We start from the raw sequence: 25,137 nt of genomic DNA, 5'->3' as shown, positions 1-25,137 counted from the left end.
TCATAGATGTTTCCATTATACAGAATTCAGGTCAATTTCGCTATTTGGGTCTTATTTTCAAGCATAGAATCACGTAATAAGGTCACAATAAGAACTGCACATATCCTTAGCATGGGCCAAAGGAGGTTAGTACAGTGAATTTCTTAAGTCATGTTGGTCGTTTTGTGGTCGCAGCGCTTGTTCTGATGGTTGTGGGCTGGATTGTTCCACAGTTCACGGTTGGTGGGTTCTGGAGCGCTCTAATCCTTGCACTGGTGATTGCGCTACTCGGCTGGGCAGTCGAAGGAATCTTCGGCAAAAAAGCAACGCCTTTCGGTCGTGGTATCGTCGGCTTTATTGTCAGTGCGGTAGTAATCTGGGTCGCTCAATTCGTAGTCAGCGGAGTCAGCGTATCCATTCTGGGTGCCATCTTAGCAGCTCTTGTCATTGGGATTATCGACCTGTTTCTGCCGGTATCCACTCCATTTGAGGCCGCTAAGTAACAAAAGCTCTTCACAACACAGAACCCCCTATTCCGGTTCTTCTCCGGCAATAAGGGGTTCTGTGTTGTTTTTATGCAAAAGACACAATCTCCTCTTTATGACTCTCCGCACAGTTGACCACTCTGTTCTTGCCTTGCTTTTTAGCGGTATAGAGCGCTTTGTCTGTTTTACGAAAGAGAAGCTCTTTCCCATCCCCAAGCTGATAATCACAAATTCCAATGCTCACGGTGATCGGCTTGTTACCAGCCTGCAAATGTTCAATTTGAGCAATATTTTTCCGTAATTTCTCTACTGCTTCATAGGACTCCGAGAAACTTTTATCTGTAAAAATCACAGCGAACTCTTCCCCACCATACCTAGCCGCAAAATCATTTAATTCAATCATGCCGCCTACCTTGTCCGCTATCACCTTAAGTACAAGGTCTCCAACCCTGTGTCCGTAGGTATCATTCACTTGCTTGAAGTTATCAATATCGAAAAGAGCCAGCTGTAACTGAAGGTTGTTGCTTTCACATTGCTCCAATAATGAATCCAAATATTCATGAAAGGTTTTATGATTATAGAGTCCAGTGAGTGCGTCTATCTTCAGCAGCTTATCCGAAATAGCCCTCTCCACCATTAGATCTTGGCCCGCCTTGGTTAATCTTTCTAAATTAATACGCGCTTCACGAGCACGAATAATTACTGCAATAGCCATCAGCACAAATACCAAAAATACACACTCTACCATCAAGAATTCAAGCAGCGGTTTATGTAGGAATGGCCGTTCCAACCCAAAATATACCCCGGCATAAAACACAATACTAAATAACCCCATTATGTACAGGAGCTTACGATCAAAATAAATAAGAGCAACCATAATCGGCATCATAAGTGTCATCTGAGCACCGTCAACAAAAGGCTCTAATACAAAATACATAAGGTAGGACACTAAAAACCCGCAGCTAACCACCCCATATTTAGGGGACTGTTTACTATAACGCAGCCACAGCTCCGCAGTAATCATAAGAAACACAATTAGTAAATTACAGGCTATAAATAAATGCCATAGATTCGTATCCATGGTTGTTTTTATTTGGAGTCGGTCAATATTCGACAAAAACAGCAACTGTGAGATTAATAAAAGAATGACTACCATCCAATAGCCTTGTAAGATTCTACGGTGCCAAACCTCCGTACTTAGCGCATCATTAATACTTGTAATATGTATCCCCTACTTTTATACGTTAATGTAATAGCTTTCATTATAATAAATTTTAGTTATATTTTCATCATTTTTTTGCAATTTACGACAAAGTTTGAACAGTCTGCCTGTTCACATATTTTTCACATTTCATCAAAGCGCTTACTTAAATTTTAAGTTATGATGTCTACATAATTGTCACATTTTCACTATGCTTGGACTTCTTTGGAGGGGATTAAGATTATTAAAAAATTTGCAATTCTACTTTCAATGGTGTTCGTTATAGCACTTACAGCCTGTGGGAACAACAATGATAGTGCTGCTGGCAATGCTAACACAGCGGAGCCGGAAATCGAGGCAGAAACAGAACTCATAATTACAGCTACAAATTACAGCTTTGATAAGGAAGAATATCATCTAAAAAAGGGTGTTCCCGTCAAAATCATTTTTAAAAATGATGACGGCAATCACGGTATCCTTATTCCAGAGTTCGAGCTGCAGCTTAATGAAAAAAAATCCTCAAAGGTGATCGTACCCGAGGAAGCTGGAACTTTCGAAATGACCTGCTCCATTATGTGTGGCTCCGGACATAGCGGAATGAGAGCTACAATCATCGTGGAATAGATTACACATAAACAGCCGATTATTAGGGATTCCCCTGAGATCGGCTGTTTTTTTAATTTGAGCTCATTAATAAAGAGAGCTGACCCGAAATAGATCTCTCTACTCATCAGGTCAGCTCTTTTACTTGCATCCGGCACTCAACTGTCTTGCTCGATCAGTTGAATCCATTCATTATATTCATTTTGTAGCTTGGCATATTCCTCTTTAAGGTTACGATGCTCATCTGTCAGCTTGTCAAGCTCTTCCTGACGCATTTCAAACTGGAGCTGCAATAAACGAAGCTGTCCTTGAACCATTTCATAGCTTTCACCAACTTCACCTAGCTGCTGAAGCACTTCGCTACGTTCACGATCAATAGCTTCCTGCTTCATTTCAGCCTCACCGGCTTCCTGCTGCCAAATGTCGATCTCCTCACGCAGCTTCGCTTCGAGATCCGTCCACTGCAGCTGCTGATCGGATAGTTCCTCGTACTTATGCTTCCAGGAAGCTCCATACGCCTCTGCTTCCTTCAGCACTTCCTGTTGCTCAGCAACAGTAGCAGCAGCTTCACGACTAGCTTCAGATAACTCTTCTAAGCGTCGTGTTGCCTCTTCGCCTTCTTCCTGCAAAAGTTGATATCTTTCCTGCAGGCGTTCTCCTTCTTGCAGTACATCGTCGTATTGAGCAATCAATTCCTCATAACGAACACGAAGCGCAGACAATTCCTTCTGAGCCTGCACACCTTGCTCCCGAAGTACCGCTGTTTCGCGTTCTGCATCTGTACGAAGCTGAACCTCCTGATCCAGCTGCTGTACTAATCCATCGGCTTGCCCACGTAGCGTGTCGATCTCTTTCTGGAGCAACACGGATTTCTCCTCAGACTCCAGCAGATTCATTTCCAGTTCACCAATATCTTCCATGCGTTTATCCGAAAGCTCCTGCCAGTTAGCCGCCTCTGCTGCTGATCCCGCAAGCTCTTCCTGAACACGGTGCAGATTTTCACTCGTCTCCTGTAGTGACGCTCTTAGCTCTGTAGCTTCATTCTGTGACTGTTGATAACGCTGGCGTAACTCTTCCAGCTCCTCATTCAACAGTGTGCCCAGCTCAGTAGCCGTGCGCAGCTCTTCACTGAGCTGTTCTTCACGTTTAACAATCGCTTCATATTGTCCAAGAAGCGTCTGTCTTGCATCTCGTTCACTCTTAAGACTGGCTTCAGCCGCACGTAATCTGGACTGAAGTTGCCCTGTCCCACCACGAAGCTCAGCCAGCTGTTTTTCCAGCTCTTGAATATTTTGCTTATGTCTATGCTCTTGAGTGCCTTGTGACTGCCGCAGTTCCTTATTCTTGGTTTGTTCCCGCTGCAGTGCTTCACGTTCTTCCGCCAGCTCTTTGCCTAACTTCGCTTTGGTACTCTCAAGCTCTTTACCTAAGGTCAACTTGGTATCTTCAAGCTCCTTACCTAACGTCAACTTGGTATCCTCAAGCTCCTTACCCAGCGTCAATCTGGTATCTTCGAGTTCTTTACCTAATGTAGACTTGGTAACCTCAAGCTCTTCCTCCAGTGTTGACTTGGTCACGGTCAGCTCAAGCTGCAGAGCAGACAGCGTGTCTGTCTTCTCCTTGGTCAGCGTCTCCCGGATGTTCTCCAGCTCTTGCAGATGAGCAGCCTTCTGCTCCTCCAGCTGCTGCAAACGGATGGCTTCCGCCTTCGCCAGTTCCTGCCGCTGGTGTTCACGACTAGCTGCCTGCTCTTCTTCGTAGCTTGTCCGCAGTGCTTGCAGCTCTATCTCGCGCTCAAGCAATTCTTCTTCCAGCTTCTTGCGTGCAGCTTCCACAGCTTGCACTGCCTCCTGAAGCTGTTCCGCATGTACCTTGCGTTCATTCTCCTGAATCTCCAAATGCCGCTTACGTTCTTCCTCCGCAGCAGCAATCAGTCGCCCAGCCTCTTCTTTGGCCGCAGCTTCAAGTCGCTCGAATTCTTCTTGCCGCTCCCGCTGTACCTCCAGCAGGCGAGATACTTCCAATCGCAGTTCACTGCGTTCACCTGTCATCATGTTTAGTTCATTTTTGAAGTCCTGAACCTGAATAGCCTGCTCCGCCATATGTACAGCTGCAAGCACCGCTATACGCGGTGTGTCCAGTCTGGTGTGAGATTTAGAAATCGTGCGCATATGTTCATCAACATAACGGGCCACTTGTTTCATATATTCAGTACTGCTTCCGACGAGTTTATAGGAAGTTCCGTATATCTCCACGGCGACACGTGTCCGGTCCATAGCCACAGTTGTGCCCTCCTTTGTATGTGTGCGGATTCTAAGCTAGTTTCACTTCTTCTATTGTAGCTTTTTTGGTAAGCATTTGGCAAAATCCCTAATATTCAATAGATTATGGCTGATATTCTCCGCTTTGCACTCTACCTAGAAAAAGCCGCAGCGAATCTCAGTTTCTAAATGGATTCGCTGCGGCTTTACACAATTCCTGCTACTTTCTTAATTCTGCACCAAAAGTTTGTTGAAGAGATGCTAATACCTTCTCATGCACCTCTCCTACTTCCTCATCAGTCAGTGTATGTTCACTATGACGATACAGCAGTGAGATCGCGATGCTCTTCTTTCCATTCTCCAGCTTACCACCAGTATAAACGTCAAATACCTGTACGGACTGGAGCAAAGAACCTCCGTTATCGCGGATGGAAGCTAGCAGATCGCCCGCTGGTACAGCGGAATCCACGACCACAGCAATATCCCGCTCCATTCCTGGGAAACGCGGAAGCTCATTATATTGCAAACGGCTTTGCGCACTTTCATATAACGGCTGCAATAAAATTTCTGCCGCATAAGTATCCACCAGATCCAGCTGTCTTTGCAGATCCGGATGAATCTGTCCCATCGTTCCGATCTTCACACGACCCTCGTTTCCGAGTAAATATACCGACGCGGAACGCCCAGGATGATATCCTTCTGGACTATCTCCTACATAGACGATTTTATCGGTCAGCCCTAAATGAGCAAATACCGTTTCCAGCGCACCCTTCAAATCAAAGAAGTCCACAGGCTGTGCCGAAACATTCCATTGCTTCACTGTTAAGCTTCCGCTAAGCAGCAGCCCCAGCACCGGCAGTTCGCGTGGCTGACGAGTCAACTGTTCTTCATCCGTGAAGAAGACGTTGCCGATTTCAAACAATGCCAAGTCGCTTTGACGACGATTGGTATTGTAGCTGGCAATATCCAAGAGTTGTGGTAGAAGGCTGGTACGCAGTACGCTGCGTTCTTCACTCATCGGCATAGCCAGCTTCACCGCTACTGCTCCTTCTGATAACTCAGGGAACATTGTGCTTTGTTGCGGCTGGATGAAGGAGTAACCCATCACCTCTTGGTAACCGCCATGTGACAATAGGCGACGCAGTTCACGACGGAGCGCTTGCTTGTGAGTTAGTGCTCCTGGCGTTGTAATTCCTTCAATTAGAGTCGTTGGAATATTGTCATACCCGTACAGGCGGGCAATTTCTTCAATAAGATCAACATCATAGCTGATATCGCCACGTCTGGTTGGGACTTGAACTTCAATCAGCCCTTGTGCGGTATCTCCACATTTGAAATGTAGACGGCCAAACAATGTCTTCACTTCCAACAAGGACAAATCCGTTCCCAGATAACGATTCAGTTTCTCTAAGGACAAGGTGAGAACCTTCTCTTGAACAGCGTCAGTTCCTGCTTGCACGATGCCTTCATGGACCGATCCGCCAGCATAACGTGCAATCAGTACGGCTGCACGGTTCAATGCAGGAATAACTGCACTTGGATCCACTTCCTTCTCGAAACGAAGGGAGGCTTCAGAGCGAAGTCCCAATTGACGCGAGGTTTTACGAATCGTTCCTCCATCAAACTTAGCAGATTCCAAAACAAGGTTTACCGTCTCAGCAGTAACCTCTGTATCCCGTCCACCCATTACTCCGGCCAGACCTACAGCTTTTACTCCATCAGCGATAACGAGCATTTGCGGCTCTAGCTTACGCTCTTGACCGTCAAGTGTAACCAAAACTTCACCTTCATGGGCAAGACGAACGCCGAGTTCTCCACCTTGTACTTTATCTGCATCAAAAGCATGCAGCGGCTGTCCATATTCCAGCATCACATAATTGGTAATGTCCACAATATTATTAATTGGACGAACCCCAGCAGCCATCAGACGATTCTGAATCCACAGCGGTGATGGTGCAGGTTTAACACCTGCAATATAACGAACTGCATAATGGCTGCAGTATTCTTCATCTTCAATCTTGACGGAAATGGAATCCGCAGCAGGACCACTGATCTCAATCATTTCGCTTTTTGGATCAGGTAATTTAACTTCACGCCCAAGAATTGCACTTACTTCATAAGCAGCACCAATCATGCTGAGGCAATCTGAACGGTTCGGAGTCAGATCGAATTCCAGAATCTCGTCATCTAAGCCGAGGACCTTGGAAATATCCTGACCAATCTCTGTCCCTTCAGGCAGCACAAGAATACCTTCTTGTTGCTCTTTTGGAAGCAATTTATCATTCAGTCCCAATTCTTTGGCCGAACAGATCATTCCTTGCGACAGGACACCGCGCAGCTTGGCTTTTTTGATATCCAGTCCTGGCAGCTTTGCGCCAACCATTGCTACAGGTACAGTTTGACCTGCAGCTACATTTTTTGCGCCGCAAACGATTTGTAGCTCCTCATCTTGGCCCACATCCACGATACATACGTTCAGCTTGTCTGCATCAGGATGTTTTTCCTTTGATTTCACATAGCCGGTTACGATGCCGGAAATACCTTTATTGCGGCGCTCTACGCCGTCAATCTCAATGCCGGCAGCGGTAATCTTCTCCGCTAGCTGTTCGGCGGTTACTCCTTCAATCGATGTATAATCAGCCAACCATCCGGTTGATACTTTCATATCCGCTCACTTCCTTTATGTTTCAGATGTATTTATTTCACTGTCGTTCGCGCTGCTTCCTGTGGGAGAACGCTCCAAAGCCATTCTCCGCCACTATCAGCCAGCGCGCCCACAAAAACTAAACGCCCTTGAATTGCTTCACAAAACTCATGTCATTACTATAGAAATGTCGGATGTCATCGATGCCGTATTTAAGCATTGCAATCCGCTCTACACCCATTCCGAAAGCGAAGCCGCTGTACTCAGCAGGATCATAGCCACCCATTTTCAGTACATTTGGATGCACCATACCTGCGCCAAGGATTTCTAACCATCCGCTTTGCTTGCATAGTCTGCAGCCATCGCCGCCACATTTGAAGCAGCTTACATCTACTTCAACACTTGGCTCAGTGAATGGGAAAAAGCTCGGACGAAGACGAATGCCTGTATTCGGTCCAAACATCTCCTGCACAAATTGTTGCAGGGTGCCCTTCAGATCACTCATTCGAATGTTACTTCCAATGACCAAACCTTCGATTTGGTGGAACTGGAAGGAATGCGTTGCATCATCATCATCACGGCGGAATACTTTACCCGGGCAGATGATTTTTACCGGAGCTTCACCGTTCATAGCCTGCATAGTACGAATCTGTACCGGCGAGGTTTGTGTGCGCATTAACAGGTCATCCGTTAAATAGAAAGAATCCTGCATATCACGTGCCGGGTGATTCTTAGGCAGATTTAGAGCTTCAAAGTTATAATAATCGGTCTCTACTTCCGGGCCTTCAGCTACACGGTAGCCCATGCCGATAAAAATATCCTCAATCTCCTGTACGACTCTGCTAAGCGGGTGAATGCCCCCTTGCTGCATACGGCGACCCGGTAAGGTTACGTCTACTTTTTCAGCCTGCAGACGTTGCTGGGTTTCCTGCTCTTGAAAAGCCTCCTGCTTCGCGCCGATAATCTCCTCAATAGCACTGCGAACCTGATTCGCTACTTGCCCGATTACCGGACGTTCCTCAGCACTAAGTCCTCCCATACCGCGCAGAACCTCTGTAAGCTCACCTTTTTTACCGAGATACTTCACTCTTAGATCATTTAGTACCTGCGGATCCATAACCTCCTGCAGCTTAGCCAGCGCTTCAACCTTCAATGCTTCCAACTTCTCTTTCATGGCCGTGTACAGCCCCCTTCAATCATTGTCTAGTTCAACAAAAAAAGGCCTTTCCTCCCGGTAAGGGACGAAAAGACCGTGGTACCACCCTTGTTAGACAAGCTGATCTGTTCCCCTTAAGAGCTTCATTCCCTCTTTTGGCTGGACAGATACCTATCTCACTTTATACAGAAATAACGGTCTGTGACCGGTATCCCCTACCCTTCCCTATTAGACAGCTTAAGGAATTCAGGGAACTGCTCCGGAGTGAACTTCGACAGCTCTGCTTCTTAGAAACGCTCTCAATCCGCGGCGTCTCCTCCCTGTAAGTCAGGCACTGTGTACTCTTCTCCATCACTGCATTTCACAATTCATGCTAATTGTCAGGTATCTCTTTACTACAAGAGATATGTTTCTTTATTATATGCAAAATCTGTCGTTTTGACAAGCTGGACAAAATTAGGCTAATTTTTATCTTCTTTTAAGCTGGCTTTAAGCTTCAGAGCCATTTTCAGAACTTTTTTTCAGCTAACATTCAGCGGAGCTTGATAATTTCCATTACTAGGAAGGCTTGCTTATCCACTCAGGTGCACCTTCGCAGACTATTAACTATCCTATTGGGAGGAAATCAAATGCATGTACGGAGAATAAAAGTAGCCGCGGTGCTGCTAAGCACAGCTGTGCTTAGCCAATCTGCAGCGTATGGAGCTCATGCCGCTTCGGCCGGGACTACATCCCCCAAAGTAGCAACAACAGCTACTGTATCCGCTCTGGATAAACTAGGCTCCATAGCCTTGAAGACTAACATCAGCGCAAAGCTGACGGATGTCAGCTTATTAACTCAGGATGGCGGAAATATTCTTACATACACACTCAGCTACTCTAATGGAAGCAACGCTAGCCTCAATCTGGTGGACTTTTTCTCCAAAGTAACTACTAGCGGTGGTACAGTTATTCAAGGAAGCCCTATTACCAGCAGTGCAACCATCAAATCTATTGCCGCGAAAAGCAGTCAATCTATCACCTACTATGTAAACATCGGCAAATCCACCTCTTTAAACGGGGTCAAAATTTCATTGTACGGATGGGACTTCAACACCACCGATTATCAAAAAAAGCTAGGGAACTTCACCGTACCAACAGGATATTCACAAGCTGTCGCCAGAGGGCAGAGTAAAAAGATCACCCTAAACAATCTCCCTGTAACCACCAAGGCAGAGAGCCTGCAAATTTATAAATATAACGGTAAGGTCTATGCCAAGGTTGGCGTTAGCTTCACTAATCAAGGAACCAAGGTACTCAGTGATACTGGACTTAAAGGATACCTCGCTTCCGCTGGAGGATCTGTATTTGAACTCGCAATTGATGACACCAGCACCAGCTATAAAGTACAGCCTCAGGAAAAGAAGACGATCTACTATTTGACGGAAATCCCTTCTTATATGAAGACAGACAACATGGCGCTGCAATTTGCCGGAGAAGATGCCTCATTAAAAATAGCGTTGCCGGTTGTCGCCTACGATCTCCCCGCTGCAACAACACCGGATCTTGTCGTAGCCAGCAATGTCACGAAGAAGCTTACAATCAGCAATAATACAGTCGAAACACAGTTGAAAACGGCTAACGTCTATGCTGACAATGGCAACGCAAAGTGGACACTACAGTTCCGCATCAAAAATAGCGGTAACAAAGCAGTGAATGTGCCTGCCTATGAACTTGCTATTAAAGCCGCTGAAGGGTATAGCTTTCCGGTAGATACGAAGGATTTTGCCAGCCTAACATTGAAACCGCTTGAAGAAAAGATTATTGAACTCAGCGCAGATGTACCACTCACACTCAATCAAGGAACATTGCAGCTGCAAATGACTGAGCCGGCTGCTGAGGGCAAGATCATTTTTCCTACCGCCTATTATCAGATCCCTTACACGCTGCAAACTAACAATTGGCAGGACACGGAATACCCCATTGAGAACAGTCACGGTACATTTGTTGTCAAAATTGCAAACATTCAAAGACTCCCTTGGTCTGACAAAGACCAGATCGTGGCTAAAATCAACATCCGCAACACTAAATCAACCTCTGTTCAGCTTCCTGCGCTTACAAGTGTCGTCAAAGCTGGAGAAAGTGACATCAGCAGCACTTCCCAGGTTGTCTCAGAAAGTACGCAAACCATCCTCGGTCCAAATGAATCGGCTGCTGTGTATGTCGTAGCCAATGTTCCTTATAGCTATACTTTCAATCAATTAAAAATCACCCTGCAAGAAACTTCAGGTGAAAGTAAGCTTAACTTCCTTTCTCTAAGTACTACCCAACTGGACAGCCGGGTACAGAGTGTTGCAGCTGAAAATTCTTTCCATCTTGAGCTTGAAGGTAAAAAAGCGGAATTACTTGTACGCCGGACCCTCGTGTACCCAGGTACAGATTCAAATCTCTTGTACACAGAACTAGAAATGAACAGTGAGGAATCGCGTAAATCCGAACAGGCTCAACTCGTAGCCTATTACAAAACACAAGACAATCAATATTATGAAGCCGAAGTCACCCAGTCCAAAACCTCCACCAGTCCTAACGGAAAAAGTCTGGTCACCCTCTGGAGTAAGCTCCCTCTCGGTATAGATCCAGCGAACCTTGTCCTATACATCGGGGAGGGTGTTTCTGAAGGCAAGCTTACCGCTCCTGGCGGTCAATCGACGGGTTATATCAATACGGTATCACTTGGACTGAACCAGCTGGGAGTGGAGCCCAAAGGCAATCTTTTGAACGTGGAAATGTTTCCTTATACCCTATCCGTTACAAATGCAGTCGCCACCGTCACCGCTGGTAAAGATACGCTCAGCACTGCACTAACCTACAACATGTCAGCCAGCACGCTTTATGAATCAGGCACCTACGAGCACAAACTGGTGTTGGAGCTGATTGACCCCTTAGGACAAAGCATGGAAAAAACATTAACACTTGGCACAGATCTACAATTAGGTAACTTCAAGTCGTACACCACAACCTTCACAAGCAGCCTGTACAAAACACTGGGTGGCGGCGCAATCCGGTTGAATCTATACGACGAATTCCAAGGCCATCGAAATCTGCTGGGAACACAAACCTATGTCGTCACTTATCAGGCGGCATCAACGACTTCGAACAGCAACTCTACTTCTGGCACAGATCCAGACACCAGCAATACATCCGGCAATTAATATGATGAGCTATGGAGGATAGAAATGAAGAAGAAAAAAATAGTGTTCTGGACTCTTGGAGTAGTAGTAGTTGTAGCCACAGCAGGAATGCTGGTTTATACATTGTTACCTGATAAGAACAGTCAAGCCGCTGAAGTGCCTGTTAACACAGCTACCGTTACAAAGGGCGATATCGTAGTTAGTGTATCCGGAGCCGGCTCCGTGATTGCTACAGAAACTGGTAAAGTAAAAACGAAGGACAGCGGGACCGCAGCTGAGGTTCTTGTCAAAGAGGGCGATCTCGTGAAAAAAGGCCAGACTTTGATTACCTTTGAAGGCAATGATCTGAGTGACAATCTCAAGCAGGAGCAAACTTCACTTGCCTCGCTTGAGACCGATCTTGAGGACAAGCAGGAGCAATATAAGAAGCTGGCCGTGGCAGGTGCAGCAGAAGATGAGCTAGGCAATGCCAAACGTTCGATTGAAAAGGCCAAAACCGACATTTCGGCGCAACAGGAAAAAATAGCTTCTGTCCAAGAAGATATGCTTCCTCCTGATCCGTTAACGGCTCCTATTGATGGAACTGTAACGACAGTTAATATTGCAAGCGGCGAAAAAGCCATGGACGGCTCTGAACTCATCGACATTACCGATTATGCTAATTTAAGTGTAGTTGTGCAGGTGGATGAGCTTGATATTCCTACTGTAAAGCTAGGGATGCCTGCCACTATTTCATTGGATGCTCTGCCTGATACGGAATTCAAGGGAACGGTTACGAAAATAGCTAATGAGGGCACCGCCTCAAACGGTGTTTCCCTCTTCGATGTTACCATAGGTCTAACAAGCTCCGAAGGTGCTCTTGTTGGAATGTCTGCGGAAGTTTCAGTAACCACTGCTGAGAAAAAGGATGTATTAACAGTACCTATTGAAGCTGTACAAGAAAGAAACGGAAAATACACAGTTTCTATTCCTCTAGCAGCGGGTTCAGCCGCAACTTCCAAAACTACTGGCGAGGGCCAAGCACCAATGCCTAGCGGGGCTCCTGACGCTCGCGGCGGCGCTATGCCCAGCGGGGCTCCTGACGCTCGCGGCGGCGCTGCCGGTGGAAGAAATCGCGGCAATAGCTCAGGACAGATGGTCACTGTCGAAGTGGGTCTCCATGATGAGAGCAGCATTGAAATTGTCAGCGGACTCCATGAAGGGGACCAGGTGATCATCCCTACCGTAATCTCTACGAAAACCGGAACAACCAGCACGGAAACGGAAACTAGAGGTGGTATGGGCGGTATGGGTGGCGCTGGCTTCGGCGGCAGTGGCTTTAGTGGGGGTGGCGGCTTCACCGGAGGTGGCGCTGGTGGTATGGGCAGCGCACCAGGTGGTGGCGGAGGTGGCGGCAGATGAGTGCTTCAGCACCTCTGATCGAAGTTCACGACATGTCCCACGGCTACACAATGGCCGGAGAAACCATGACGGTCTTAAATAGCCTTTCCTTTACAATTGATCTGGGGGAGTTCGTAGCTATTATTGGTCCCTCCGGTTCTGGTAAATCAACACTCATGAATATGCTTGGTTGCCTCGATATCTCCGATGAAGGAAGTTATCTTCTAGATGGACAAGAGGTTCGCAAGTTATCCGACAATAAGCTCGCAACGATCCGCAATGAGAAGATCGGCTTTATCTTTCAAAATTTCAACCTGCTCCCCAAGCTGTCAGCCATTGAAAATGTGGAGCTGCCATTGATTTATCGTGGCCTCTCCCATCGGGAAAGAAGACAACTAGCACAGGAAGCACTCATTAAAGTAGGGCTAGAGGATCGGATGCATCACCGCCCTTCTGAGCTTTCGGGAGGACAGCAACAGCGGGTAGCGATTGCCCGGGCTATGGCGGGATCTCCCCCTATTCTACTCGCCGATGAACCAACCGGGGCACTGGATACGCGAACGGGGCAGGAAGTCATGCAAATGATACGTGAGTTGAATAAGCAAGGGCATACCATCATCCTTATCACACATGATCTGGAAATAGCTAAACAAGCGGAGCGGATTATTCGTATTCAGGATGGCAACCTCGTGGAAGATCGGAGGAATGCGGGGTGAAATTGTACCAAAGCATGAGAATGGCCCTGAAGAGCATCAACAGCAGTAAGGTTAGAGCTTTTTTAACGATGCTTGGGATTATTATTGGAGTCTCTTCGGTCATCATTCTTGTTTCTGTTGGGCAAGGAACTACTTCACAGATCACAGAGCAGCTAAACGGACTAGGCACAAACCAACTCACTGTAAACATTACTGGCCGTGGGGCGACTACCTCTCTCACCTATGAGGAAGCCCTTGCTCTAGGGGATATAGAGGGTATAGCAAATGTAGCTCCTGTGATCAGCGGCAATGCTACAGCCAAGAATAAAACAGACAACGTTAGTGTAACTGTAGAAGGAATCACCCCCTCTTATGAGGAGGTAAAGGATTTTCATGTACAGGCAGGCCGCTTCTTGCTTGATATTGATAACGAATACCGGCAAAAGGTAGCGTTGATCGGTTCAGGTACGGCCGAAGATTTATTCGGTACAGACAATCCTGTAGGGCAGAAGGTCCAGTTAAACGGAATTAGCTATAAAATCGTTGGGCTTTTAGAAACAAAAGGCTCCAGTCTAAGTGGTTCCAACGACGATATCATACTAATTCCTATAAGCACTGCAGAACGCCAATTAAAAAGTAAAGGCGTCCGTTCCATCACCATTAAGACAACTTCAGCAGATACTGTAGCAGCTGCAAAAGAAAAACTGGAAAGTACGCTTGATGCTAAATTCAATTATGCGGATAATGCTTTTAGTGTGTTTGATTCTCAGGAAATGCTGGAAACTGTCAATTCCACAACAGATACACTTTCCATGGCGCTTGCAGGCATAGCAGGCATCTCACTTTTTGTCGGCGGCATCGGAATCATGAACATCATGATCGTATCTGTCAATGAAAGAACACGTGAGATTGGTATCCGTAAAGCAATTGGTGCCAAAAAATTCGATATCCTCGCTCAATTCATGATTGAATCCATCGTGCTCAGCGGTTTGGGTGGGGTGCTTGGGGTCGGCATTGGTATCGCGGGCAGTTGGCTGCTGGGTAAATACTCTGCACTTACAGTTTCCATTGCTTGGGATATGGTACTGATTTCTTTTATTTTCTCCTTACTCATCGGCGTGATTTTTGGAATGATGCCTGCGAACAAAGCCGCACGACTTCGCCCCATTCACGCACTGCGTAACGAATAATGAATGATTAGCTGTCCTATAGTCATTAAGATGACTAAGGGCAGTTTTTTTCAGCAGCTGTAAAAGGTATCATTTATGCTCGAGTTGGGTAATAGGAACCATCGGTTTGAATATAGATAATTCAATAGGCCCATACACTAAACTTTAAATTTTGTCATTTTGATTATTATCTGAGTAAAGATTGCTCTATAAGCAGCACGTCCTATATACTTGATATACTAGAAACTATCATTTACTCACACGTACACTTTCCTATGTTTTCCCACTATGTATACAACACCTCTTTTATCCCAAAAGCACCTTCAAACATCAGTGAATGAATTAAATTACGCCTGACCATAGATTGCGTTCTGCAGGTTCTACTTAAGCAGCAATAGATTTTCTTAATCATCTTATACAGGGAGAAGATGACTGTGGCAGGATTCTTTGAGTTCAAGGTAACACGCAAACTATTCTATGTCTTCGCTGCAATCTCCGTCCTTCTGGTTGGGATCAGCGTCGCCTCGCTACTCTATTTAAATTACACGATTAATAGATTGTCAGATTCTCTTTATGATGATATATATCAGAACTCTAAGCTCATACTGAGCGCGGATCGTGATCTGCATCAAGCCGCTGTAGCCTTGCAAATCGCAATGGGTCCAAACCTAACAGCCGCAGAAGGTGAACAGTTCACTAAGGAGTTTATAGATAATAATCTTCAAGCGGAGGAACGAATAAGTGTAGCAAGATCAAATATCAACGCTATAAAAAACCCTTACAGTGATATGAAACAAAGTGGAATTATCCTTTCCGAATTAAAAAACGAGCTCAGCTCCTTCGAAACTACCATTATCAAATGGAAAAATTCAGGGTATACGCTAATAACAGAACGGACGAAGAGCAGCTGGAACCCAGATTCATATTCTGCGCTCACCCTAAACTCGCAATTCAATGAAGCTAGGGCACATCTCGATCAAGCAGAGGACTTGATTGGCAACTACGCCTTGCAAGTAACGGATGGATTTGGAGATAAAAAAAGCGCTTTGTTCTCTCTTTATTCACTCCTCTTATTTGTGTTTCTCCTAGTTATTATTTACCTTGGACGCAAAATCATCTGGCTCCAGAATGAAATGCTGGAAGAACAAACACTCTATCAGCTTATCGGTGAAACCATGTCTGATTTCATTATTTTGACGGATCCCAACGGGTTGATTCTATATGCTTCCCCCTCTCACTCCAGTATTCTAGGCTATGTGCCTAAAAAAGGAGATCCGTTATCCAACTACATACGTGAACCGGAAATTGCCTGGGCTAAATTAAAAAGTGTTGTTCAGGGAACTCCGCGTATTTCTGAACTGCGCATGCGCGGAGCAGAAGGCCAATGGGTATGGCTTGAAACTAAGGTGTCACCTGTTCTCGGCAGCCGTAAATTCCCAGCACAATTTATGCTGTTATCTCGGGAAATTACCCAGCGAAAACAATACGAAGAACGACTACATAAGCTAGCCTTCTATGACCATTTAACAGCGATTCCCAACAGGGCTCATTTCAAAATGTATATGGAGAACCTTATCACCCAACCCGAAGGACGGAGGCAAAATATTGCGCTTGCCCTGCTGGACTGTGATAGATTCAAGCAGCTAAATGATACCTTAGGCCATCTGGCTGGAGACGAATTTCTTCAGCTGCTCTCCCGTGAACTTCAGCATACGGTTAAAGGAATAGGTCAGGCCTTCCGGATCGGCGGAGATGAGTTCGCAGTTGTACTGCATCGATTCACTTCTCCAGAGATGCTTGATGAAACACTGCAGCGGTTACTTAAACTGTTCAACAAGTCTTGGTCTGTTGATAACGGGTCCAGCTTCCACACCTCCGCGAGCATCGGAGTCGCTTTATTTCCTGAACACGGAAGCAGTATTAATGAACTGCTGCGTGCCGCCGATTTGGCGATGTATCGCTCTAAAGACCATGGTGGCAATAAAGCCAATCTCTACTACGAGCTTGTGGACGAAGGGTTAGCTAACCAGACCATTGTAAAACCATAAGAGCAAATAAAAAGCTGTCTCAGGATAAAGCAACCCTGAAACAGCTTTTTTTTGTATGGCCTCTAACTGCTTAACCGAAGATGATCTTCTGAAATTTCGTCAATCTCCTGATCACGATCCCGAACTAAGACCTTGGTTAACTCTCCATTCGTAGAACAATCAATGAAACGGTCTCCGTCTCCATCTTTTTCTTCCCAATCATTAAGCCGCAAAATATATCCGATAGTTTGGGTATCTGGCAGCACTTCGATGCGGGCTACTGCACGCCCGTTCTCCATATAACGGAAATCGCATTGTCCATCCTGGATTCCTGTATCCCAAACCCAAAGATTCCAGCCTTGGTAATTCTGATCAGGGCGTTCATAGTGTATTTCGATGATTTTAGAGCGTGGGGCTGGCTCACCACGTTCATCATAAAGGACCATCATCGACAACCCTTCCACCTCTACCTCATTGCCTTCGATTCTGCGGATGGCTTCTATCCCGGCACGGGTATGGTCTACTACTACGTTCCAACTATCAGCAACCTCAGGAAGTGATACCGACATCCGGTCATTATTAGCATTGAAGACAACGGTAATATTGTTCCAGAGATCGCCTCCTGCATGGCTTCTAAGCAGATACGATACTATTCCGCCATCACAACGCAGAAATTCTAAGGAGCGTTCAATTTCCTGGCGGCCATGCAGACGAAATGCCGGATGTGTACGCCGCAGCTCGATCAGGCCTTTATAATATTGAAATACGGGCTTAAATGCACTTTTCATATTCCAGCGGATCGAGTTGACCGCATCACCGCTGCGGTAGCTGTTATGATCTCCAAATTTACTGCGCAGGAGCTCATCTCCAGCATGCAGGAAAGGAATCCCCTGCGAGGTCAGAATAATTCCGTTAGCAAGCAAGGATCGACGTACAGTTTCATTACCGAGAATATTCTCCTGATCTACATTCACGTATGGATTGGCAAGGGCCACTGCCTCTTCCAGATCTTCGTTATCCATGTTAGCGATTACCGGAAAATCAGCTTCCTGACTCCCTCCTTGAACGATAAGCATCTTATCCCATAAATTCAAATTATCATGGGCAGTTACATAGTTCACCGATTCCACAGGCGAGTCCGTAAACTCATGAATTGCTCCTTTAATTCCGGCTGCAATAGCACCTTCTTTGCCGTATTCGCCTGTCACGAACCCTCTTCCGAAGCCATCACTATCCCCTTTGATTGCTGAACGGAAGTTATCGTTGAAGACAGCATAGCCCTTGCCCCGTTGTACACCTTTTAGCGTTTTAGTGGCCAGCGGAGAATCTCCACCCGTCCAAGGTTCACCGTAAAGCAACAGATTCGGATTCACTTCTAGCCGAAGCTCTTCGGTAATCTCCCGCATGGTAACACTGTCCATCAGTCCCATTAGATCAAACCGGAAACCATCAATATGATATTCCGAAGCCCAATAAGATAAGGAGTCCTTAATAAATTTACGGACCATCGGACGTTCTGTAGCCAGCTCATTGCCAACCCCGGAGCCATTCGACAAACGTCCCGTAAAATCGCGGCGATAGAAATAATCTGGGACAAGCGGCTCAAAGGGGCCATTCTCCACAGCATACGTATGGTTGTAAACGACATCCATAATTACCGCGATCCCGCGGCTGTGTAAGGCCTGCACCATCTCTTTAAATTCACGAATCCGCAAGCCAGGATTGGCAGGATCGGTGCTGTAAGATCCTTCAGGTACATTATAATGCTGGGGATCATACCCCCAATTGTAGTCCACATTAGCTATGGAGGAACCCCGATTTACCACCTTCAGCTCATCCACGGTCTGAAAATCAAATACCGGCATCAGATGTACATGGGTAATCCCTAATTCAGCCAGATGATCAATCCCCACTGTATTTCCTGCCGAATCCTTTAATCCAAATTCGGTAAATGCTTTGAATTTACCCTTATAATGCATACCTGAGCTCTCATGCGAGGAGAAGTCACGAACATGCAGTTCATAAATCACTGCGTCGGCAGGATGCTGTAACGGAGGCGCTACATCCTGATCCCAATGTTCTGGATTCGTATCCTGCAAATTAACGATTGCTGATCTTAAACCATTTGCAGATACCGCTGTTGCATAAGGATCTACTGCTTCCGTCACATTTCCATCTGCAAAAACAGCACGGTACATATAATATTTCCCTTTTAGATCACCTGATAACTTGGTCTGCCAGACTCCACCATTACTACGCTGCATATATACAATACGACCATTGTCCATAGCACTCTTAGGTGACTCAGTATTCAGTTGATGCCCACCTGTTTCGTACAGTACAAGGGACACAGCAAGTGCCGTAGGTGCCCAGACTTTAAATACACTGTACTCCGTTGAATACGTCAAGCCTAAATCCTTGCCCTCGTAGACTTCCATCATCAATTCTGCATTTATATAATTTTTACTCATGAATTAACACCATCCTATGGCTCCCCACCTAACCTGTGGGGTTGCTTATAAGTCCATATATTACCAATTCATTTCATATTAATACTTGCACAGCGCTGCAAGTCGGCAAATGGAGTATAAACTTTCTATGGATCCTTACTATTATATGTACGACATATTTATAGGTTTGGGTTCCTTATCGACTTTATGCTCATTACTAATACTATCGGTATAGACATCTGCGCAATAAAGAAAATAAACAGTGAACAGTAAATGAGGTCGAATTATAGAAAATTATAGGTTAAAAAACATAAAAAAGCCGACCTCCAGCCATCGGAAGTCGGCAATAGTAGTTGGAAAAACAGTAGAACGCTAAAACGGATTAATGCATGCGTAAAAAGTTACTTAGCGATACTTTGAACAAGCGCAGCGACTTCTTCAGCCGTGCCAAGCTGCAACGCTTTTGCAGCCAAATCCTTCATGTCGGCAGCCGACAATTTAGATATTTGACTACGCGCTGGCAAAATGGAAGTTGCACTCATGCTGAATTCGTCGAGACCAAGACCCAGTAGCAGCGGAATAGCTGTTGCGTCACCAGCCATTTCACCACACATCCCCGTCCATTTACCTTCTGCATGGGCTGCATCAATTACATTTTTGACCAAACGCAGGATGGCTGGATTGTAAGGCTGATACAGGTAAGATACCTGTTCATTCATACGGTCCGCAGCCATTGTATATTGAATAAGATCATTCGTACCGATACTGAAGAAATCAACTTCCTTAGCAAACTGGTCAGCCAGTACAGCAGTTGATGGAATCTCAACCATTATGCCAAGCTGAATGTTGTCTGATACTTCCTTACCTTCTTCCCGAAGCTTAGCTTTCTCTTCGAGCAAAAGATCACGTGCAGCACGGAATTCACCAAGCGTAGCTATCATAGGGAACATAATGCGAAGATCCCCGTGAACACTCGCTCTTAGTAACGCGCGTAATTGAGTACGGAAAATATCCTGACGATCCAGGCAAAGACGGATCGCACGGAAACCAAGGAAAGGATTCATTTCCTTCGGAAGGTCAAGATAAGGCAGCTCTTTATCGCCACCGATATCCAGGGTACGTACGACTACCGGCTTACCCTTCATGTTCTCAAGTACAGTACGGTAGGCGTTATATTGAATTTCCTCAGAAGGCAGCTTATCGCGACCCATGTAAAGGAACTCAGTGCGGTACAGACCTACACCTTCGCCACCATTCTCAATGACACCATTCACATCATTTGGTGTACCAATATTGGCAGCTAGCTCAACATGTTTACCGTCTGCTGATACTGTAGGTTCGTCGCGAAGTTTCTTCCATTCTGCGATTTGCAAGTCGTAAGCTTCCTGCTTGCGAGTGTACTCTGCCACTTCAGCTTCGCTAGGATTGATCAGAACGTCTCCGTTCAGACCATCGACAATCACCAAATCGCCAGAATTCACTTCTGACAGAACCGTTTTAGTTCCAACAACCGCTGGAATTTCCAAAGAACGAGCCATAATTGCAGAGTGAGAAGTCCGTCCACCGATGTTCGTTGTGAAGCCTTTAACGAACTTACGATTAAGCTGTGCTGTATCCGATGGTGTTAGATCTTGAGCAATCACGATTACTTCTTCACTGATTTCTGCCGGACTTACATAATGAATGCCCAGCAGGTGGTTCAGCAAGCGCTTGGTAACATCACGCATATCAGCTGCACGTTCCTGCAGATAGGCACTCTTCATATTTTCGAACATCTCAATGAATTGCGTAGCCACTTCGTTTAGCGCATAGTCCGCGTTAACCGATTCCTCACGGATTTTATCAATTACAGGATTGATCAGCTCTGGGTCATCAAGAATAAGCAGATGTGATTCGAAAATCTCAGCCTTCTTCTCCCCCAGCTCTGCCAAAGTACGCTCTTTAATCGTTTGCAGCTCCACTCTTGATTTGGCGAGTGCATCATTCAACTTAGCGACTTCTGCTTCAGTATCACTGATACTTGTCTTCGTAATCGTATAATCCGGATGTTTCAGGATAAAAGCACGGGCTACTGCAATCCCTGCTGAAGCCGCGATTCCTGAAATCTTATTCATGGATTTCCCCTAGCCCTTCTTTAATCATTACTTCTTGAAGAGCGTTCAAAGCTTCTGCTTCTTCGCTTCCTTCAGTAATCAAAGACAAAGTATCTCCAGCTTCAAGACCCAATGACAATACGCCAAGAATGGATTTCAAAGTTACTTTTTTACCTTTAGCTTCTGCATATGCTTCTGTACCTTTGAATTTTGTTGCTGTATTTACCAAGGCAGTTGCTGGACGTGCGTGAATTCCATCTTCATCGACAATTCTGAATGTTTTTTGCATAATATTATCCAACTCGCTTTCTGTTATTAAAGTATTTTAAATTTATAGTGAAAGCTTCGCTTCCTTGTATGAACAAGGAAGCATCGGCCCTTGCACTTTTACTGAATCGTAATGATGTCTTGGTCTCCTATAGAAACCTTACCCGGCTTCTTCAATGTTACAGAAGAGCCTTCTGGTAAATTAGAGAAAATAACAGGTGAGATTACAGAAGGTGCATGTGCTTTTACATACTCTAAATCCACTTCCATAATCGGTTGTCCAGCCGCTACAAGATCGCCCTCTTCAACTAATACCGTGAAGCCTTGACCTTTAAGCTTAACCGTATTAACCCCAATATGAACGAGCACTTCCTTGCCTCCGTCAGACATAATACCGATGGCATGTTTGCTCGGGAACACGTTAAATACCTTACCGTAAACCGGTGAAGCAATCTTCCCATCTTCGGATAGGAACGCGAAGCCGTCGCCCGTCATTTTTTGGGAGAATACTGGATCTGGCACCTCTGTGATATCCAACAATTCACCGTTTACTGGAGATACGATATCTTCCTTGATAATCGCTTCACCAGCTTCACCTGCCTGTTGTTCTTCTTCTGGCTCTGGAGTAACCACTACTGGAGCTGCTGAAGCTGCAGGTGTCTTTCCGTTAATCACATCTTGAATCTGCGATTTAATCGTATCTGAACGTGTGCCAAAAATCGCTTGAACGTTATTACCCACTTCCAGCACACCTGATGCACCAAGTTTCTTAAGACGGTTCTTGTCTACGCCTGCCTTATCTTTAACTTCAACACGAAGGCGGGTAATACAAGCGTCTAGATGAGTGATGTTTTCTTTACCACCTAGAGCGGACAAAATGTTCCGCGGTAGATCATCACCGGCTCTGGAGACAGACTCCGTATTCACTTCTTCTTCTTCATTCGTATCTTCTTCACGACCCGGTGTCATAAGATTGAATTTCCGAATTACAAACCGGAAGCCGAAGTAATAAATTAAGGCAAGGACCAGACCTACCGGAATGACCAGCCACCAAGCTGTACGGTTCGGGATAATACCGAAGAGCACAAAATCGATAAAGCCACCCGAGAATGTCATGCCGATTTTAACATCCAGAATATGCATAGTCATAAAGGACAGACCTGCAAACACAGCATGTACAGCGAACAGCAACGGAGCCACGAATAGGAACGAGAATTCGAGCGGCTCAGTAATCCCTGTCAAGAACGATGTCAATGCCGCGGAAATCATCAAACTTCCGACGATCTTTTTATTCTGAGGTTTAGCTTCATGATAGATAGCCAAAGCCGCTGCTGGAAGACCAAACATCATGAATGGATATTTACCTGTAGTAAATGTCCCTGCTGTGAAGTCTACTCCATCGCGAAGCTGCTGCATGAAGATCCGTTGGTCACCACGTACCAATTCTCCAGCTTTATCAACGTAGGTACCAAATTCATACCAGAATGGAGAGTAGAAAATGTGATGCAGTCCAAAAGGAATGAGCGAACGCTCGATCGTTCCGAAGATAAACGCTGCAAGCGTTTTGTTCGTATCAATCATACTTTGTGACACATAGTTCAGACCATGTTGAATAGGTGGCCATACTATTGTTAGTAACAAGCCCAAGATTAGAGCTGTTACCGCCGTCATGATCGGTACGAAACGTTTACCTGCGAAGAAACCCAGGTAAGAAGGAAGCTCAATTTTGAAGAATCGCTTGTACATGGCCGAAGCCAATATCCCGACGAGTATACCTCCAAACACCCCTGTTTGCAGTGTTGGAATCCCTAATACGCTGGCATACGAGAAGTCGCCTTGGCTCAGGACGTAATCATTAACGCCAATAACTGTACCCATCGTAATGTTCATTACGAGGAAACCGATAATGGCAGCTAGACCCGCAACACCTTCACCGCCGGCTAAACCTATCGCAACCCCCACCGCGAAGAGTAAGGCTAGATTATCAAATACAATTTGTCCTGAGTTCATCAATACGTTGGCAACAGCCTGAACAACATGGTTCTCCAGTGCTGGAACATATTGCAGGAAGTCTGGGTTTACCAGCATGTTTCCTATTCCAAGAAGCAAACCTGCCGCAGGCAGAATAGCTACTGGAAGCATCAGAGCTTTACCAACTCTTTGTAAAACACCAAACAACTTTTTAAACATTTAGGTTACTCCTTTCATTAATTTCACTAAAACAGATGCCAAAAAAGGCATGAGCAACACAGTATAGGAGTTGTAATCTAACGCTATCGTTAGATTGCCCCAAGAAGGGGGTTAACAACCAAAATACTGTAATTCACTCATGCCTGATCGAATCAGTTACACGCTCGATATTCTGTTTTGTTGATGACAGTGAACATTGTAGCATCGTTTTTTTTAAGTGGCAAGCGTTTTTTTTGAAACCATGATTTGTTACAACTTTTGCACTTTAAGGAGCTTCACCATTCTTGTCCATATCTTGTTCGTCCACTTTTTTCTGAGCAATACGCTGCAGGTGAATCGTCAAATAACTTACCTCAGCTTGATACACGGGAATTCGCACACGCTGTTCGATAATTTTTGTTAATTTCCAAGCCAACGAATACATCTCAGGATACTCCCGTTTCATGAGTCCATCCAGGGTTGAGGTCTCTTGTACCGCCTCTCCACGGCGTAATCTTTCTAGAACGAATCGCAGATGTGTTACCAGTCTTGAGTAATCAAGTGAATCACGTGGGATTCGATAGTCCAGATAATTCTCGACTAACCCAACCAGCTCTCCAATCAAGAGAGAATGTTGTCTAACCTCGGAAATTTGCCTATTACTAAGTGCGCTGACAATATGAAGAGCCACAAAACCTATCTCATCCACCGGCAATTCCACGCCCATAGCCTCATTGATCCGTCCAATCGCATATTCTGCCATCTTATATTCCTCAGGATAAATCTCCTTAGTTTCATACAAAAATGGATTATGAATTGGGATATCTTGTTCAAAACGACGGATAGCAAAGGAAATATGGTCGGTAAGTGCAATGTGAATATGCTCATTAAGCGGCTGACGGCTACAATGCATAATATGTAATACTATTTCTTGAACGACCTCAATCAACTTCTCATCCACTTGGGGAAGAAGCTGTTTATATTGTTCCTGCTCCTCCTGGCTGCGAAGAATAAACATCTTCTCCACGGAGGATAGATTAATCTGATCACGCAGCTTGCGGTTAAACCCTATCCCTTTACCGATAACTACAACCTCGGAATATTGAGGATGCTGGGCAATGATAACGTTGTTATTCAACACCTTCGCCACTGTTATGCTACTCATTTTTGACACCTCTTTTATTTCTAAACACCTAACTTCCAGCAGCATACGCAATAAGAAATCGTACGATGAATACAAGCTTTGCTACCATCATAACACCAAGAATTGCATATTAGAAGAACACTCTGTGTCCTTACTAAGCTAGTAGATCAGAGTGAACAGCCTTAAAGGCTTTTATTTTACCTGAAAAAATCTTTAAACACCAGTGAAAGCGTCGATGTCTATA

16 protein-coding genes and 1 other annotated feature are annotated in these 25,137 nt (G+C 45.3%); of the genes, 7 read left to right on the top strand and 9 right to left on the bottom strand.

The features are described from left to right. Positions 1-134 precede the first annotated feature (134 nt). Positions 135-482 carry a phage holin family protein gene (locus NSQ91_RS08330; protein ID WP_076303838.1) on the top strand — a complete coding sequence of 116 codons (348 nt, stop codon included), beginning with the start codon at positions 135-137 and terminating at the stop codon, positions 480-482. A gap of 70 nt (positions 483-552) precedes the next feature. On the opposite strand, the gene NSQ91_RS08325 is transcribed toward NSQ91_RS08330, so the two are convergent. Continuing rightward, on the bottom strand, positions 553-1,620 hold the full coding sequence (locus NSQ91_RS08325) for a GGDEF domain-containing protein (RefSeq protein WP_076126393.1): 1,068 nt from the start codon (positions 1,618-1,620) through the stop codon (positions 553-555). Between the two features lie 240 nt (positions 1,621-1,860). Here NSQ91_RS08325 and NSQ91_RS08320 point away from each other — a divergent pair, with 240 nt between their 5' ends. Next, positions 1,861-2,289 carry a cupredoxin domain-containing protein gene (locus tag NSQ91_RS08320; RefSeq protein WP_339247440.1) on the top strand — a complete coding sequence of 143 codons (429 nt, stop codon included), beginning with the start codon at positions 1,861-1,863 and terminating at the stop codon, positions 2,287-2,289. Positions 2,290-2,426: 137 nt separating this feature from the next. On the opposite strand, the gene NSQ91_RS08315 is transcribed toward NSQ91_RS08320, so the two are convergent. From NSQ91_RS08315 to pheS, 3 genes are all read right to left on the bottom strand, one after another. Then, positions 2,427-4,544, bottom strand: coding sequence for a hypothetical protein (locus tag NSQ91_RS08315; RefSeq protein WP_405169585.1), 2,118 nt, complete (start codon positions 4,542-4,544; stop codon positions 2,427-2,429). Between the two features lie 205 nt (positions 4,545-4,749). After that, on the bottom strand, positions 4,750-7,194 hold the full coding sequence (gene pheT / locus NSQ91_RS08310) for a phenylalanine--tRNA ligase subunit beta (protein ID WP_076126389.1): 2,445 nt from the start codon (positions 7,192-7,194) through the stop codon (positions 4,750-4,752). Between the two features lie 118 nt (positions 7,195-7,312). Continuing rightward, positions 7,313-8,347, bottom strand: a complete 1,035-nt coding sequence (pheS, locus tag NSQ91_RS08305) for a phenylalanine--tRNA ligase subunit alpha (protein ID WP_076126387.1) — start codon at positions 8,345-8,347, stop codon at positions 7,313-7,315. A gap of 60 nt (positions 8,348-8,407) precedes the next feature. Beyond that, positions 8,408-8,693: a binding site (T-box leader), on the bottom strand. A 265-nt stretch (positions 8,694-8,958) separates the two neighbouring features. On the opposite strand from pheS, the gene NSQ91_RS08300 reads away from it, so the two are divergent. From NSQ91_RS08300 to NSQ91_RS08280, 5 genes are all read left to right on the top strand, one after another. Continuing rightward, a complete protein-coding gene (locus NSQ91_RS08300; RefSeq protein WP_076303836.1) occupies positions 8,959-11,520 on the top strand; it encodes a hypothetical protein in 2,562 nt (853 codons plus the stop codon). 24 nt (positions 11,521-11,544) lie between these two features. Further along, the gene (locus NSQ91_RS08295; RefSeq protein WP_076303835.1) at positions 11,545-12,900 is read left to right on the top strand and encodes an efflux RND transporter periplasmic adaptor subunit; all 1,356 of its coding nucleotides are present in this window, start codon (positions 11,545-11,547) and stop codon (positions 12,898-12,900) included. Next, entirely contained in the window at positions 12,897-13,595 is a 699-nt protein-coding gene (locus NSQ91_RS08290; RefSeq protein WP_076126381.1) for an ABC transporter ATP-binding protein, read from the top strand. The genes NSQ91_RS08295 and NSQ91_RS08290 overlap by 4 nt, the downstream gene beginning before the upstream one ends. Next, positions 13,592-14,764: an ABC transporter permease gene (locus NSQ91_RS08285; RefSeq protein ID WP_139330124.1), complete on the top strand. Its 1,173-nt coding sequence runs from the start codon at positions 13,592-13,594 to the stop codon at positions 14,762-14,764. The genes NSQ91_RS08290 and NSQ91_RS08285 overlap by 4 nt, the downstream gene beginning before the upstream one ends. Before the next feature lie 413 nt (positions 14,765-15,177). Then, the gene (locus NSQ91_RS08280; protein ID WP_076126379.1) at positions 15,178-16,791 is read left to right on the top strand and encodes a sensor domain-containing diguanylate cyclase; all 1,614 of its coding nucleotides are present in this window, start codon (positions 15,178-15,180) and stop codon (positions 16,789-16,791) included. Positions 16,792-16,853: 62 nt separating this feature from the next. Here the strand turns inward: NSQ91_RS08280 and pulA are convergent, their stop codons facing one another. The 5 genes from pulA to glcT all read right to left on the bottom strand — a co-directional run bounded on the left by pulA (position 16,854) and on the right by glcT (position 24,914). After that, positions 16,854-19,241 (bottom strand): type I pullulanase, encoded by a 2,388-nt coding sequence (pulA, locus tag NSQ91_RS08275; protein WP_076303834.1) that lies wholly within the window; start codon positions 19,239-19,241, stop codon positions 16,854-16,856. 380 nt (positions 19,242-19,621) lie between these two features. Then, entirely contained in the window at positions 19,622-21,334 is a 1,713-nt protein-coding gene (gene ptsP, locus NSQ91_RS08270) for a phosphoenolpyruvate--protein phosphotransferase (protein ID WP_076126376.1), read from the bottom strand. Continuing rightward, positions 21,327-21,602: an HPr family phosphocarrier protein gene (locus tag NSQ91_RS08265; protein ID WP_076126374.1), complete on the bottom strand. Its 276-nt coding sequence runs from the start codon at positions 21,600-21,602 to the stop codon at positions 21,327-21,329. The genes ptsP and NSQ91_RS08265 overlap by 8 nt, the downstream gene beginning before the upstream one ends. 98 nt (positions 21,603-21,700) lie before the next feature. Then, the gene (gene ptsG / locus NSQ91_RS08260; protein ID WP_076135917.1) at positions 21,701-23,770 is read right to left on the bottom strand and encodes a glucose-specific PTS transporter subunit IIBC; all 2,070 of its coding nucleotides are present in this window, start codon (positions 23,768-23,770) and stop codon (positions 21,701-21,703) included. 265 nt (positions 23,771-24,035) lie between these two features. After that, positions 24,036-24,914, bottom strand: coding sequence for a glucose PTS transporter transcription antiterminator GlcT (gene glcT / locus NSQ91_RS08255; protein ID WP_076126370.1), 879 nt, complete (start codon positions 24,912-24,914; stop codon positions 24,036-24,038). Between the last annotated feature and the right edge of the window lie 223 nt (positions 24,915-25,137).

This window comes from Paenibacillus sp. FSL R7-0048, assembly GCF_038004505.1.
GTDB lineage: Bacteria > Bacillota > Bacilli > Paenibacillales > Paenibacillaceae > Paenibacillus_AQ > Paenibacillus_AQ odorifer.
The sequence above is the reverse complement of the archived record's forward strand: the minus strand, read 5'-3'. Positions and strand labels throughout refer to the sequence as shown.

Excerpts from the sequence above, each read along its gene's own strand:
- NSQ91_RS08325 (WP_076126393.1), bottom strand. The coding sequence starts at position 1,620 with ATGGTAGTCATTCTTTTATTAATCTCACAGTTGCTGTTTTTGTCGAAT.
- NSQ91_RS08315 (WP_405169585.1), bottom strand. The coding sequence starts at position 4,544 with ATGGACCGGACACGTGTCGCCGTGGAGATATACGGAACTTCCTATAAA.
- pheT (WP_076126389.1), bottom strand. The coding sequence starts at position 7,194 with ATGAAAGTATCAACCGGATGGTTGGCTGATTATACATCGATTGAAGGA.
- pheS (WP_076126387.1), bottom strand. The coding sequence starts at position 8,347 with ATGAAAGAGAAGTTGGAAGCATTGAAGGTTGAAGCGCTGGCTAAGCTG.
- NSQ91_RS08300 (WP_076303836.1), top strand. The coding sequence starts at position 8,959 with ATGCATGTACGGAGAATAAAAGTAGCCGCGGTGCTGCTAAGCACAGCT.
- NSQ91_RS08295 (WP_076303835.1), top strand. The coding sequence starts at position 11,545 with ATGAAGAAGAAAAAAATAGTGTTCTGGACTCTTGGAGTAGTAGTAGTT.
- NSQ91_RS08290 (WP_076126381.1), top strand. The coding sequence starts at position 12,897 with ATGAGTGCTTCAGCACCTCTGATCGAAGTTCACGACATGTCCCACGGC.
- pulA (WP_076303834.1), bottom strand. The coding sequence starts at position 19,241 with ATGAGTAAAAATTATATAAATGCAGAATTGATGATGGAAGTCTACGAG.
- ptsP (WP_076126376.1), bottom strand. The coding sequence starts at position 21,334 with ATGAATAAGATTTCAGGAATCGCGGCTTCAGCAGGGATTGCAGTAGCC.
- NSQ91_RS08265 (WP_076126374.1), bottom strand. The coding sequence starts at position 21,602 with ATGCAAAAAACATTCAGAATTGTCGATGAAGATGGAATTCACGCACGT.
- ptsG (WP_076135917.1), bottom strand. The coding sequence starts at position 23,770 with ATGTTTAAAAAGTTGTTTGGTGTTTTACAAAGAGTTGGTAAAGCTCTG.
- glcT (WP_076126370.1), bottom strand. The coding sequence starts at position 24,914 with ATGAGTAGCATAACAGTGGCGAAGGTGTTGAATAACAACGTTATCATT.